Origin of the sequence: Mesorhizobium sp. B2-6-2, from assembly GCF_006440615.1 — a bacterium.
GTDB lineage: Bacteria > Pseudomonadota > Alphaproteobacteria > Rhizobiales > Rhizobiaceae > Mesorhizobium.
Window position 1 is genome coordinate 286,539 of sequence record NZ_VFUG01000005.1, and the last position, 12,918, is coordinate 299,456.

At 64.2% G+C, this 12,918-nt stretch carries 11 protein-coding genes; 5 read left to right on the forward strand and 6 right to left on the reverse strand.

Translation table 11 applies throughout. The features are described 5' to 3' along the window. Nucleotides 1-46 precede the first annotated feature (46 nt). From FJ419_RS13900 to FJ419_RS13915, 4 genes are all read left to right on the forward strand, one after another. Nucleotides 47-691 carry a thiamine diphosphokinase gene (locus FJ419_RS13900; RefSeq protein ID WP_140693341.1) on the forward strand — a complete coding sequence of 215 codons (645 nt, stop codon included), beginning with the start codon at nucleotides 47-49 and terminating at the stop codon, nucleotides 689-691. Between the two features lies 1 nt (nucleotide 692). Next, nucleotides 693-2,507: an ABC-F family ATP-binding cassette domain-containing protein gene (locus tag FJ419_RS13905; protein ID WP_140693344.1), complete on the forward strand. Its 1,815-nt coding sequence runs from the start codon at nucleotides 693-695 to the stop codon at nucleotides 2,505-2,507. A 66-nt stretch (nucleotides 2,508-2,573) separates the two neighbouring features. Further along, nucleotides 2,574-2,816: a type II toxin-antitoxin system CcdA family antitoxin gene (locus FJ419_RS13910; RefSeq protein ID WP_140693347.1), complete on the forward strand. Its 243-nt coding sequence runs from the start codon at nucleotides 2,574-2,576 to the stop codon at nucleotides 2,814-2,816. Then, nucleotides 2,816-3,118, forward strand: a complete 303-nt coding sequence (locus FJ419_RS13915; RefSeq protein WP_140693350.1) for a CcdB family protein — start codon at nucleotides 2,816-2,818, stop codon at nucleotides 3,116-3,118. Before FJ419_RS13910 ends, FJ419_RS13915 begins: the two co-directional genes overlap by 1 nt. A 120-nt stretch (nucleotides 3,119-3,238) precedes the next feature. Here the strand turns inward: FJ419_RS13915 and FJ419_RS13920 are convergent, their stop codons facing one another. Together FJ419_RS13920 and FJ419_RS13925 are read right to left on the reverse strand one after the other, a co-directional pair. Beyond that, nucleotides 3,239-5,065, reverse strand: a complete 1,827-nt coding sequence (locus FJ419_RS13920) for a hypothetical protein (RefSeq protein WP_140693357.1) — start codon at nucleotides 5,063-5,065, stop codon at nucleotides 3,239-3,241. Nucleotides 5,066-5,134: 69 nt separating this feature from the next. Further along, nucleotides 5,135-6,433 (reverse strand): adenylosuccinate synthase, encoded by a 1,299-nt coding sequence (locus FJ419_RS13925; protein ID WP_140546020.1) that lies wholly within the window; start codon nucleotides 6,431-6,433, stop codon nucleotides 5,135-5,137. A gap of 466 nt (nucleotides 6,434-6,899) precedes the next feature. On the opposite strand from FJ419_RS13925, the gene FJ419_RS13930 reads away from it, so the two are divergent. After that, complete coding sequence (locus tag FJ419_RS13930; protein WP_140693360.1) at nucleotides 6,900-7,799, forward strand: DMT family transporter; 900 nt, start codon at nucleotides 6,900-6,902, stop codon at nucleotides 7,797-7,799. 97 nt (nucleotides 7,800-7,896) lie between these two features. Here FJ419_RS13930 and serA read toward each other — a convergent pair whose 3' ends face one another. The 4 genes from serA to FJ419_RS13950 all read right to left on the reverse strand — a co-directional run bounded on the left by serA (nucleotide 7,897) and on the right by FJ419_RS13950 (nucleotide 12,829). After that, nucleotides 7,897-9,498, reverse strand: coding sequence for a phosphoglycerate dehydrogenase (gene serA / locus FJ419_RS13935; RefSeq protein ID WP_140693367.1), 1,602 nt, complete (start codon nucleotides 9,496-9,498; stop codon nucleotides 7,897-7,899). Nucleotides 9,499-9,563: 65 nt separating this feature from the next. Continuing rightward, a complete protein-coding gene (locus FJ419_RS13940; RefSeq protein ID WP_140693370.1) occupies nucleotides 9,564-10,739 on the reverse strand; it encodes a phosphoserine transaminase in 1,176 nt (391 codons plus the stop codon). 191 nt (nucleotides 10,740-10,930) lie between these two features. After that, nucleotides 10,931-11,791 (reverse strand): outer membrane beta-barrel protein, encoded by an 861-nt coding sequence (locus FJ419_RS13945; protein ID WP_140693374.1) that lies wholly within the window; start codon nucleotides 11,789-11,791, stop codon nucleotides 10,931-10,933. Between the two features lie 201 nt (nucleotides 11,792-11,992). Continuing rightward, nucleotides 11,993-12,829, reverse strand: a complete 837-nt coding sequence (locus FJ419_RS13950) for an outer membrane protein (protein WP_140546025.1) — start codon at nucleotides 12,827-12,829, stop codon at nucleotides 11,993-11,995. Nucleotides 12,830-12,918 lie beyond the last annotated feature (89 nt).

Genomic DNA, 12,918 nt, shown 5'->3' on the forward strand with positions numbered 1-12,918 from the left:
GCATCCCGCTTCCGTTTCGCCCGACGGGCTGGTAAGGGCGACGGCCATGGGCACATTCACCATCCTGCTTGGCGGCGAGCTTATCCGCACGCCCCGGCTCGAACGCCAGATCGAAGGCTCGCGCGTCATCGCCGCCGATGCCGGCATCGGCCATGCCCGCATGCTTGGGCTTGTCCCCGAACTTTGGGTCGGCGATTTCGACTCGGTGCCGGCGAACCTGCCGGGTGATCTCGCCGCCGTGCCGCGAAAAGTCTTTCCGGCCGAGAAGGACATGACTGATGGCGAGCTCGCCATAGCGGAAGCGCTTCAGCGTGGCGCCACCAGCCTCGTGTTGGCCGGTGCCTTTGGCGGCAAGCGCGCCGACCACGCCTTCCTGCATCTGGCGCTGGCCATGCGGCTGGCCGAGGCTGGCACGACCGTGCTGCTGACGAGCGGCGCGCAGGAAGGCGTTCCCATCCTGCCCGGCAAAGCCGGCTTCGACTATGACGACGGCACCTTGTTTTCGGTGCTCGGCCTTTCCGACCTGTCCGGCCTGACGGTCACCGGCGCCAAATGGCCGCTCGACCGCGTCGAGGTGGCGTTCGGTTCCTCGCTCACTATATCAAATGAGGTCAAAGGGCAGCTTGGCATCGCTCTGGAGCACGGCCGGGCGCTGCTTCTGGCCCACCCCTATCCTCTTCCAGAAAGTTGACATGGCGCCGCCACTCCTCAACCTCGACGGCATTAAACTGACCTTCGGCGGCACCCCGCTGCTCGACGGAGCGGCGCTCAGCGCATCCGCCGGCGAGAAGATCGCACTGGTCGGACGCAACGGCTCGGGCAAGTCGACGCTCCTCAAGATCGCCGCCGGGATGATCGAGCCGCAGGACGGCGAGGTGTTCCGCCAGCCTTCGGCCACGGTCCGCTATCTGCCGCAGATGCCGGACATGGACGGCTTCGCCACCGTGCGCGCCTATGTCGAGACCGGCCTCGGCCCAGCCGACGATCCGCACCGCGCCACCTATCTGATGGAACATCTCGGCCTGACCGGCGAGGAGCGGCCGAACGACCTGTCCGGCGGCGAGGCGCGCCGCGCCGCCCTTGCCCGCGTCATGGCGCCGGAACCCGACATCCTGCTCCTCGACGAGCCGACCAACCATCTCGACCTTTCGGTGATCGAATGGCTGGAAGAAGAGCTCGCCCGCACCTCCTCCGCGGTGATCCTGATCTCGCACGACCGCCGCTTCCTCGAACGCGTGACGCGCGCCACCGTCTGGCTGGACCGCGGCCAGACGCGGCGGCTGGACAAGGGCTTTGCGCATTTCGAGGAATGGCGCGACCAGGTGCTGGAAGAGGAAGAGCGCGACCAGCACAAGCTCGGCCGCCAGATCGTGCGCGAGGAACATTGGCTGCGCTATGGCGTGACCGCCAGGCGCAAGCGCAACATGCGCCGCCTCGGCGAGTTGCAAACCATGCGCCAGCGCTTCCGCAGCCATCGCGGCGCAGAGGGCACCGCGACGATGGTGGCCAGCGACGCCGCCGAATCCGGCAAGCTGGTAATCGAGGCCAGGAACATCGACAAGAGCTTTGGCGATCTCACCGTGGTCAAGGGGTTCTCGACCCGCATCCAGCGCGGCGACCGCGTCGGCCTGGTCGGCCCGAACGGTGCCGGCAAGACGACATTGTTGAAGATGCTGACCGGCGAGCTGGCACCGGACGCCGGCACGGTGCGGCTCGGCGTCAATCTCGAGATTGCGACGCTCGATCAGAAGCGCGAGGCCGTCGATCCGCAGGAGACGCTGGCGCATTACCTCACCGACGGACGCGGCGAGAACCTTGTCATCAATGGCGAGCAGCGTCATGTCGTCTCCTACATGAAGGATTTCCTGTTCAAGCCTGAGCAGGCCCGCACGCCGGTGCGCGAGCTTTCCGGCGGCGAGCGCGCGCGGCTGCTTTTGGCCCGCGTGCTGGCCCGGCCGGCGAACCTTCTGGTGCTGGACGAACCGACCAACGATCTCGACATGGAGACGCTGGAGCTGCTGCAGGAGCTTGTCGCGGGCTTTGCCGGAACCGTGATCCTGGTCAGCCACGACCGCGACTTCCTCGACCGCACCGTCACCAGCGTGATCGCGCCGGACGGCGGCGGCCGCTGGATCGAATATGCCGGCGGCTATTCCGACATGCTGGCGCAGCGCGGCGGCTCCAGGCTGGAAGACCGCAAGGCAAGGTCCAAGACCGAGGCGAGCGAGGCTGGACCGAAAGCCGAACCGGCGGCGCCCAAAGGCGCCGCGAAAAAGCTCTCGTTCAAGCAGAAATTCGCACTGGATTCGCTGCCTAGGAAGATCGAAGCGGTGACGGCCTCGATCTCGCGGCTGGAGAACAACATCGCCGACCCGTCCTTCTACGAGCGCGACCCCGCCTCGTTCCAGAAGACTATCGCCGCGCTCGACAAGGAGCGCACGACGCTGGCGGCACTCGAGGAAGAGTGGCTGGAATTGGAGATGCTGCGCGAAGAGATGGAGGGGTGAAGGGCGGTCGCACCTTGCCACAATAGGGGGATGCGCATACTATCTACGCATGTTGCGGAGGTCATCATGCGCAAGATAGCCGCAAATGCGGTCCGTCAGCCTGCAAATCTATCGATCGATTCCCGGCTCATGAAGGAAGCAAAAGGTCTCAATGTGAATGTGTCCCGCGCCGCTGAGGCCGGGATTGCCGAAGCGGTCGCCGCCGAAAAAACACGACTTTGGAAGCTTGAGAACCGCACCACCATGGATGCGTGGAACGACTATGTCGAAAAGCACGGCATTCCACTCAAGGAACATCGGCAGTTCTGATGGCGCGCTATGACGTCTTCGCTGCTGGCGGCACCGAAGGCGTCTACCTTCTCGACGTCCAATCCGACCTGCTGGACAATTTCAAGACACGGGTCGTTGTCCCGCTTCTGCCGATCGCGACAGCTCCGTCCCCGATGCGCAAGCTTCATCCGATCTTTGAGATCAACGGGCGCAAGCTGGTGATGGCTACCCAACTGATCGCCACGGTTTCAACGACCGAGCTCGGCGAAAGCAGGCTGAACCTGACGCGGCATCACGACGAGATCGTCGCCGCTCTCGACATGCTGTTTCAGGGCTTCTAGAGCAATTCCAGGAAAAGTGTGAGCGGTTTTCCGTCCGGAATTGCATAAAAAACAAAGAGATAGGGCGTTTCGTCGTTTCCGTGAAACGCACTAAGCGGCGGCTTAAAACCGCCGCTGCCATCACCCCGATGTCTTCGCCGCCCAGGCCTTCAGCGCCTCGTCGAACACCTTCTCGCCGGGGATGCCCTTTTCCATGGTGAGCAGGGCGCGGCGTCCGGTCTTGTAGACCACCGGCACGTCGATCCAGGCCTGGCCTCTCAGCAGCGTCAGGTTGGCGTCCTCGTCGGCCTTGGTGTCGTTCAGCGCGACGAGGAAGAAGCCGTCGGCGATCTTGGCCGGGATGCCGATCAGAGGGCTGCCGGCATCCTGTTCGGAGCTCTTCATGGCGATGCGCAGGATGTTGTCGACGCCGCCGCCGTCGAACCCTTCCGGCGTCAAGAAGATCATCTCGATGATGTGGCTGGCGGGCAGCGTCTGGTCGGTGTTGCGCCGGATCGTCATGCGCAGCTGGATATTCTTGCCCGGGATCGTCGCCTCGGCGCGGATCGCCGGTTCCGGCGGCAGGTCGCCGCCGGGCGATTCCTGCACAAGCGACCACACGATGCTGCCTGGCTCGGCCGTGCCCTGCTGCGTGCTGGTGCGCTCCTCATAGAAGATCGCCTTCTGCCCGACTGGCACCGTTGCCTCGGCAGTCGCCGGCGCCGGCGCAGCCGGTGTCGTGCCCGCGGGCGGCGGCGTTGTCGCTGCCGCAGGCGGCGTGGCGCCGGCTGCGGGCGGCGTTGCCGCGGTAGCCGCCGGCGGCGTGATTCCGGCTGCGGGCGGCGTTGGATGGGCAGCGTCGGTCGCCGGCGCTCCGGCGGCAGGCGCCTCGGGCGTTGGCGTGGCCGGAGCAGGCGTGGCCGGAGCAGGCGTGGCCGACGCAGGCGGGGTCGTCGCCGGCGGCCGCGAGGTCAGCGCCGCGACGGATTCGCCTTCGCCGATCGTGGCCTGTCCGCCGGCCGGGCCGGGATCGGTCTCCTTGCCCTCGGGCGTCAGGCGTTGCGTGAACTTGTTGGTGTCGGCCGCCTCGCCGGCGCCGGACGCAGCCGGCGCGGCCGCCGTCTCCGTCGCCGGCTTGGCCGGAGCCGGCTTGACCAGCGGCTCCGTCGAGGCCGTCTTGCTGCCACCGCCGCCAAGGCCGAAGAGCGAGCCGAACGCATTCTTGTTCAGCCAGATGCCGTAGCCGCCGCCGGCCAGCACCAGCAGCGCGATGACGGCGGCGATCAAGCCGCCATAGCTGCGCTTGCGCTGTCGCGGCTGTGGTCGCAGGCGCTGGAAGGTATCGGCCGCCGGCTGCTCGTCATTGGCAAAGACATCGCTGCCGTCATCGGCCTCGTCCATGCCCGCCAGGCCTACATCGTCTTCGCGCGGCGACGGCATCGGCGGCGGCGCCTTCTGCCAGGTTGGTTCCGCCTTTGGCGCGGTCTGCCAGTTCGGCTCCGTCCTTGCCGTGTTCTGCCAGGCTGGCTCGTCTTTCGCAGGAGTTTGCCGCGCGGGTTCCGCCTTCGGCACGCTTTGCCAGCTTGGTTCGGTCCTGGCGGGGGCGGGCGACGGCCTGAACGGCTCGGGCTTGAACGGATCCGGCTTGGCGGGCTCAGGCGCCGCCGGCTGGCGGGAATGGCTCGGCTGGTTCTTGTTGCGGTCGATGGAGGAGAAAATATGCTCCAGCTCCGCCAGCGGATCCTCGGCCGGAACGCGTTTGACATACTCGCGCTCGACACTGGAAATGGCGTCTTCCAGCGAGCGCTTCTGCTTGCTGACCACATCGGGCGCAAGCGGCGGGGAATACTCGGCCAGTTTCTTTGCCAGCACCGCGCGGGCGCCGTCGTATATCTGCTTGCGCATCTCGAACGAAGGGTCGGCCTTCTTGTCGAGCTGCTTTTTCAGAACACTAACGAAATCTGCCATGCGTCAGGTGACCTGCATTCTTTTCCCGCCGGCCGCAAATCAGCCATAGCGCCGGGAAGGGCTGTGAAACTAGTCTTGAAACGGGTCGGTCACAAGTATTGTGTCGTCCCGCTCGGGGCTGGTGGAGAGCAACGCCACGGGGGCGCCGATCAGCTCCTCGATATAGCGAACATATTTGACGGCTTGCGCCGGCAAATCGTTCCAGCTTCTGGCGCCGGCCGTGGTTCCCTTCCAGCCTTCGAGCGTCTCGTAGACGGGCTCGACCCGCGCTTGCGCGCCCTGGCTGGCCGGCAGGTAATCGATCGTCTCGCCGTCGAGGCGATAGCCCGTGCAGACCTTGATCTCGTCCAGCCCGTCGAGCACGTCGAGCTTGGTGAGAGCGATGCCCTTGATGCCGTTGACGGCGACGGCCTGGCGCACCAGCACGGCGTCGAACCAGCCGCAGCGGCGCTTGCGGCCGGTGACGACGCCGAACTCGTGGCCGCGCGTGCCGAGGAACTCGCCGATCTCGTTCTTCTGCTCGGTCGGGAACGGCCCTTCGCCGACGCGCGTCGTGTAGGCCTTGGTGATGCCGAGCACATAGCCGATGACGCCGGGGCCCACGCCCGAACCGGCTGCGGCCTGCCCGGCCACGGTGTTGGACGAGGTGACGAAGGGATAGGTGCCGTGGTCGATGTCGAGCAGCGTGCCCTGCGCGCCCTCGAACAGGATGCGTTCGCCGGCGCGGCGCCTGTCGTCGAGCACCTTCCAGACCCGGTCCATGTAAGGCAGGATCTCGGCGGCCACCGAGGTCAGTTCCTGCATGATCGCCTCATGCGTCGCTTCCGCATGACCGAGCCCGCGGCGCAGCGCATTGTGGTGCGTCAGCAGCCTGTCGACCTTCAAGGGCAGCGTTTCCAGATCCGCCAAATCCATCACCCGCACCGCGCGACGGCCCACCTTGTCCTCATAGGCGGGGCCGATGCCGCGGCGTGTCGTGCCAATCTTGGTTCCGGAATTCGAGGCGGCATCTTCGCGCAATCCGTCCAGCTCCCGGTGCAGCGACAGGATAAGCGCGGTGTTTTCGGCTATTTTCAGGCGTTCCGGCGTGACCTCCACGCCCTGCTCCTTGAGCTTCTTGGCTTCGGCGACGAAGGCATGCGGGTCGAACACCACGCCGTTGCCGATGATCGAAAGCTTGCCCTGCCTGACCACGCCGGAGGGCAGCAGCGACAGCTTGTAGACCTTGCCGTCGACGACCAGCGTATGGCCGGCATTGTGGCCGCCCTGGAAGCGCACGACCACATCGGCCCGTTCCGACAGCCAGTCGACGATCTTGCCCTTGCCTTCGTCGCCCCACTGCGAGCCGACGACCACCACATTGGCCATGTTCTTTTCCCTTGAAATGCCGCCCGGGCGGCCTGAAACGACAGGCCTCTATAGCGTCAAGCGGCGGCTGGCGCGACCCTTTCTTTGCCGCCGAAACCATCGCTGGAGCGTGACCCGAACCGAACGTCGGCGAAGCCAAAAAGCGGGAACCGGCTTCCGCAAGTGACCATGCCCCTCAAGGACTTGGATCAAGATGACGCCAACGGCGAGACGTCAACCTGATCCAGGCACAACAAATTCCGGCTTTCGCATCATTTACTTGGAGCCGCCGCCACTCTAAGGCGTGTTGATATTCAGGTCAGGCCGATCCGAAAATGGCGAGTTCCGAGAACCGGAGCGGAGCGTACTTAAAGTACGTGAGCACCGGAAGCGCAGGAAACCGGCATTTGCAGGCCGGCATCACCTGAATATCAACACGCCTTGGGCCGGGCTGAACCCTCGAACACCCTGCAGGGCGGGAACCTCCATGCACCGAGCCGCCTATCTGTTCCTTCTGTCGACCATGCTCTTGTGGGGCGGCAATTCGGTGGCGGGCAAGCTTGCCGTCGGCCATGTCTCGCCGATGACCTTGGTATTCCTGCGCTGGGTGATGGCGGTGCTGATCCTGCTGCCCATCGGCTGGCGGACGCTGCGTGAGGATTGGCCCGAAGTGCGCAGGCACTGGAAGCTGCTTGCCGGGCTCGGCGCTTGCGGCTTCACCATCTTCAACGTCATCTTCTACACGGCGCTCAACTACACGACCGCCATCAACGTCTCGATCGAGCAGGCAGCCATCCCGATCGTCATCATCCTTGCCAATTTCGTGCTGTTCAGGCTGCGCGTGCAGCCTCTGCAGATCGTCGGCGTCGTGCTCACCATCGCCGGCGTCGCGCTGACGGCAAGTCATGGCGACCTCGGCCAGTTGTTGAAGCTCGACCTCAATTTCGGCGACGCCATCATGCTTGTGGCGGTGCTTTGCTACAGCCTCTATTCGGTGGGACTGCGCCTCAGGCCGGCAATCCGCTGGCAAAGTTTCATGCTGGCGCTGTCGATTGCCGCGCTGCTGGTTTCCCTGCCCTTCTTCGTCTGGGAGGTCGCGTCTGGCCGCGTCATCGTGCCGGACGCCCGTGGCTGGGCGCTCACGCTCTACACGGCGCTTGGCGCTTCGGTCGTCTCGCAGGTCCTCTACATCAAGGGCAACGAATTGATCGGCGCCAACCGCGCCGGCCTGTTCATCAATCTGGTGCCGATCTTCGGCACGTTGCTTTCGGTGCTGATCGTCGGCGAGCAGTTTCAGGCTTACCAGGCCTTCGCGCTGGCACTTGTCCTCGGCGGCATTGCACTTGCCGAGTACAGCGGCAGCCGAGCAGCGCTGCAGACAGGATGAATTTCTCAATTTCTTCCCGGCAAGCAGCCATCGGGTGACGGCCATCTCATGAATGCCCCGCTTGCTGATGCAAGCGGGGCGTTTCATGTCTGGACGTTTACTCGCCGCCAACGTCGAAGCGCAGCCGCTTCGCCGAGTCGATCGACTTGTGCGCGCGCACCTGCTCCAGCACTCTTTCCGGGAAGGGCGCATCGAGATAAAGCAGCGCGATCGCATCGCCGCCCGGCCGGTTGCGGCCGAGCTGGAAGTTGGCGATGTTGACGCCGTTCTCGCCGCACACCGTGCCGAGCAGGCCGATGATGCCGGGCGCGTCGGCATTGGTGGTGTAGAGCATGTGCTGGCCGACCTCGGCGTCGAGATTGATGCCCTTGATCTGGATGAAGCGCGGCTTGCCGTCGGAGAAGCAGGTGCCGGCGATCGAGCGCGTCATATGCTCGGTCTTGACGGTGAGCTTGATATAGCCGTCGAACACGCCCGACTTGTCGCGCTTGACCTCGGCGACGATGATGCCGCGCTCCTTCACCATGATTGGCGCCGACACCATGTTGACGTCGGAGACCTGCGGCCGGATGAGGCCGGCAAGCGCAGCGCTCACCAGCGCGCGCGTGTTCATCGTCGCGGTCGAGCCGTCGAACAGGATCTCGACCTCCTTGATCGGATCCTCGGTGACCTGACCGACAAAGGCGCCGAGCACCTCGGCAAGCTTGACGAAGGGTTTCAGCCGCGGCGCCTCCTCGGCTGTGATCGAAGGCATGTTGATGGCGTTGGAGACCGCGCCCTTGATCAGGTAGTCGCTCATCTGCTCGGCGACCTGCAGCGCGACATTCTCCTGCGCCTCGGTGGTCGAGGCGCCGAGATGCGGCGTCGCCACGACATTCTCCATGCCGAACAGCGGGTTGTTCTCGGCCGGCTCGACCTCGAACACGTCGATGCCCGCGCCCGCCACCTTGCCGCTCTTCAGCGCCGCGACCAGGTCCGCCTCGACGACCAACCCGCCGCGGGCGCAATTGATGATGCGCACGCCGTCCTTCATCTTGGCGATCGCCGCCGCATCGATGATGTTGCGCGTCTTGTCGGTCAGCGGCGTGTGTAGCGTGATGAAGTCGGCGCGGGCGAAGAGCTCGTCGAGCTCGACCTTCTGAACGCCGAGCTCCTCGGCGCGGCTGTCCGACAGGAACGGATCGAAGGCGATCACATGCATCTTCAGCCCGACGCCGCGCGTGGCGACGATCGAGCCGATATTGCCGCAGCCGATCACGCCCAGCGTCTTACTGGTGATCTCGATACCCATGAAGCGGTTCTTTTCCCACTTGCCGGAATGGGTCGAGGCATTGGCTTCCGGTATCTGTCGCGCCAGCGCGAAGATCATCGCCACCGCATGCTCGGCCGTGGTGATCGAATTGCCGAAGGGCGTGTTCATCACGATGATGCCCTTGCGGCTGGCAGCCGGGATATCGACATTGTCGACGCCGATACCGGCTCGGCCGACGACCTTGAGCCTGGTTGCCGCATTGATCAGCTTCTCGGTGACCTTGGTCGCCGAGCGGATGGCGAGGCCGTCATACTGGCCGATCACCTCGGCGAGCTTTTCCTTGTCCTTGCCGAGATCGGGCAGATAGTCGACGTCGATGCCGCGATCCTTGAAGATCTGCACGGCGGTGGTGGAAAGTTTATCCGAAACGAGAACGCGGGGCGCCATTGCGGCCTCCTTGACGTGGGAATGGAATGTGTCGGGAAATGGCGGCCCACTGGCCACCATGAAACTCAGGCCGCTGCCTTGAGCGACGCCTTCTGCGTGGCGAAGGCCCAGTCGAGCCAGGGCAGCAACGCTTCGAGATCGGCGGTCTCGACGGTCGCGCCGCACCAGATGCGCAGGCCGGGCGGCGCATCGCGGTAGGAGCCGATGTCGTAGGCGACGCCTTCCTTGTCGAGCGCGGACACGATCCCCTTGGCGAACGCCGCCTGGCCGTCGGCATCGAGCGCCGCCACTTGCGCGTCGGTGAAGGAGAGGCACACGGACGTGTTCGAGCGCGTCGCCGGATCGGCGGCGAGGTGGCCGAGCCACGTCGACTTCTCGGCGAACCGGTCGAGCACCGCAGCATTGGCGTCCGCGCGGGCGATCAGCGCTTCCAGGCCGCCGATCGACTTCGCCCACTGAAGCGCATCGAGATAATCCTCCACGCACAGCATCGACGGCGTGTTGATGGTCTCGCCCTTGAAGATGCCCTCGATCAGCTTGCCGCCCGAGGTCAGGCGGAAGATTTTCGGCAGCGGCCAGGCCGGCTTGTAGGTCTCCAGCCGCGCGACGGCGCGGGGCGACAGGATCAGCATGCCATGCGCGCCCTCGCCGCCCAGCACCTTCTGCCAGGAGAAGGTGACGACATCGAGCTTTTCGAAATCGAGCCTTTGCGCGAACGCCGCCGAGGTGGCGTCGCAAATGGTCAGACCCTTGCGGTTCGTGGGAATGAAATCGCCGTTCGGCACGCGCACGCCCGAGGTCGTGCCGTTCCAGGTGAAGACGACGTCGCGGTCGAAATCGACCTGCGCCAGGTCGGGCAGCTCGCCGTAGCCGGCCTCGAACTTGCGAACATCGGCGAGCTTGAGCTGCTTGACGACATCCGTCACCCAGCCGGAGCCAAAACTTTCCCAGGCGACCATGTCGACGCCGCGCTCGCCGAGCAGCGACCATAGCGCCATCTCGACCGCGCCGGTGTCCGACGCCGGCACGATGCCGATGCGATAGTCCGCCGGAACATTGAGGATTTCGCGCGTCAGCTCGATGGCCTGCTCGAGCTTCGCCTTGCCGATCTTGGCGCGGTGCGAGCGCCCGAGCGCGGCGGCTTTAAGCGCCTCGACCGACCAGCCGGGGCGTTTTGCGCAGGGACCTGAAGAGAAATTGGGGTTTGCCGGACGGAGTCCGGGCTTGGTAAGCGTCGTCATCGTGGTCTATCCTTCCAGATAGTGGCCCCTCGTTGGGGAGGGGTGGCCCACGGACGGCGATATGCGCTCACGCTTCCGGCGTCAAGGGGAAAGTTTTTGTCGCAGCCAGGATACCAGGCGATCACGTGACTTCATGTGCAATAAAAAACGGCGGGCCCAGGCCCGCCGTTGCAATTTCCAGATCCGCCATTCTACCAAAGGTCGTAGCGTAATCCGAGCTTGACCGTCTGGTAGTCGATGCCCTTGTGGATGTTGAATGCGCCGCCGTCATACGCCACATATTTGGCGCCTGGCACCGAAAAATACTCGTAGCCGAGATCGACAGACACGTTTTTGGTCACCTGATAGGACAGGCCGCCACCGATCGAGTACGCAAGATTGAACTTGCCCTCGCTGTCGGTCTGGCCTTCGTACCCAGCGGGGTCGTCGCAGGAAAACCCGCCTGTACCGGCAGAATTAGGGGCAGTCTCAACGCAGTCGCGCGCACCTATGCTCCTATAGTATTTATTGTAGGCGAGACCGATGCCGCCGCCGAGATATGGGGTGATCCCGACATAAGTGCCCAGATCAACATAGCCGTTAGCCATGATGCTGTAGCCTTTGTTGGAGCCGTTGTCGGTGAGGTCGCACGCCTGGGTGGCCGCGACGGAATTGATGGTACCGAAACCATCGTCTACCAGCGTATGTCCGTCGCAGGTCGCCGCCAGCTTGGCGCTCTCTGTGAACTTGTCGGTTGGCAGTATCCCGCCGTTCAACTCGACCCGGAGATAGTCGTTGATGTGGTAGCCCATACCGATGCTGCCGGTGAAAAGGCTCGCCTCATCGGTGAAGCTGTTAAGAGGGCCGGAGGATACCTCCTTGTGCTCGAACGGATGGCTGAAGGCATAGCCGGCATCGCCGCGCAGATACCAGCCGGAGCCGACCTCGACCGGCTGGTAGTCCGGCGCCTGGTCGACATAGATCGGCGGATCGTAGTCGGCTGCGAGCGCCGGCGTCATCGGCAACAAGATGGCTGCGGCAAGCGCTGACGCGATACGCGATCTGGATATCATGGTCCCCGGCTCCTGAAATTGGCGCCAACCGCGAACGCGGGCGCCGTTTCAAGGAGCCATTGTTAACCATAGTGGTTAAGTGGCGGTTAAGGATAACAGCCAGTTACCGAATTGATTTCGATCAATATTTACCGGCGTTGCATAACAAAAACCGCCCGGCTGGCGCCGGGCGGCTGACGAACATCGGGATAATAAAGGCGATTACTTGGTGTAGATCGGTTCCGGTTCCGGCTGATAGGCAACCACCGGTGCGGCGCAGCCATTGTTGCCGCCGAACTGGTAGCGCAGGCCGCCGCGCACTTCATGGGTGTTGATGCCGCGATCGAAGCCAGGTCCGGTGCTGCTCACATCCCATTCGAACATGCGGCCGCCCTGGATATGGGTGAAGCGGTAGCCGGCGTCGAGGATCACCCTGTCGGTCAGGCAGTAGGACGCGCCGGCCATGAGAGCATAGGCAAAGCGCCAGTTGGAAGAGCCTGGGTTAGTCTCGGTGGTGTTCGGATCGTGGACCGTGTCCCACTTGACATGCGCGCCGCCGATGCCGGCGCCGACATAAGGCGTGACGCCGTGCCAAGTGCCGATATCGACATAGGCGTTGGCCAGCAGCAGCAGAGCGCTCATCTTCGACACTTCGGTCGAGGTCGAGACGAGGTCCGAGGTCTGGCCGTTGAAGTTCGACTTGAACCAGTAGTCGGCGGTCACATCCGTGCGGAAGTAATCATTGATCTTGTAGCCGACGCCGCCGCCGAGCGAGAAGCCGCCCTTGAGCTTGCCGAAATCGAAGCTCTTGCTGCCGGGCGTGACCGAGCAGTTACAAGGATCGACAGCGTAGGTCATGTAGTCGATGCCGCGCACGGTCGACTTGTGATAGTCGATGTCGCCGCGGATATACCAGCCGCCGATATCGATCGGCTGCTGCTCGACCACCGGCGGAGGCGCCTCCTCGATTTGCGGTTCGGGGAGGTCGGCCGCGAAGAGCGGTCCGGCCAAGCCCGCGAACAGCGCGGCAAGCAATGCCATTCTTGCTGTCTTGAACATTCTGTCACCCCTAAGAAGCCTCGGGACGACTCCCGCCCGAAGATGATTGACCTCGGGTTTGGATAATGAATTGCAAAGGTTAAAAGCCG

What these genes read in the sequence shown, in the direction of transcription:
- FJ419_RS13900 (WP_140693341.1), top strand. Translation starts at nt 47, where the DNA reads ATGGGCACATTCACCATCCTGCTTGGCGGCGAGCTTATCCGCACGCCC.
- FJ419_RS13905 (WP_140693344.1), top strand. Translation starts at nt 693, where the DNA reads ATGGCGCCGCCACTCCTCAACCTCGACGGCATTAAACTGACCTTCGGC.
- FJ419_RS13910 (WP_140693347.1), top strand. Translation starts at nt 2,574, where the DNA reads ATGCGCAAGATAGCCGCAAATGCGGTCCGTCAGCCTGCAAATCTATCG.
- FJ419_RS13915 (WP_140693350.1), top strand. Translation starts at nt 2,816, where the DNA reads ATGGCGCGCTATGACGTCTTCGCTGCTGGCGGCACCGAAGGCGTCTAC.
- FJ419_RS13920 (WP_140693357.1), bottom strand. Translation starts at nt 5,065, where the DNA reads ATGGCAGATTTCGTTAGTGTTCTGAAAAAGCAGCTCGACAAGAAGGCC.
- FJ419_RS13925 (WP_140546020.1), bottom strand. Translation starts at nt 6,433, where the DNA reads ATGGCCAATGTGGTGGTCGTCGGCTCGCAGTGGGGCGACGAAGGCAAG.
- FJ419_RS13930 (WP_140693360.1), top strand. Translation starts at nt 6,900, where the DNA reads ATGCACCGAGCCGCCTATCTGTTCCTTCTGTCGACCATGCTCTTGTGG.
- serA (WP_140693367.1), bottom strand. Translation starts at nt 9,498, where the DNA reads ATGGCGCCCCGCGTTCTCGTTTCGGATAAACTTTCCACCACCGCCGTG.
- FJ419_RS13940 (WP_140693370.1), bottom strand. Translation starts at nt 10,739, where the DNA reads ATGACGACGCTTACCAAGCCCGGACTCCGTCCGGCAAACCCCAATTTC.
- FJ419_RS13945 (WP_140693374.1), bottom strand. Translation starts at nt 11,791, where the DNA reads ATGATATCCAGATCGCGTATCGCGTCAGCGCTTGCCGCAGCCATCTTG.
- FJ419_RS13950 (WP_140546025.1), bottom strand. Translation starts at nt 12,829, where the DNA reads ATGTTCAAGACAGCAAGAATGGCATTGCTTGCCGCGCTGTTCGCGGGC.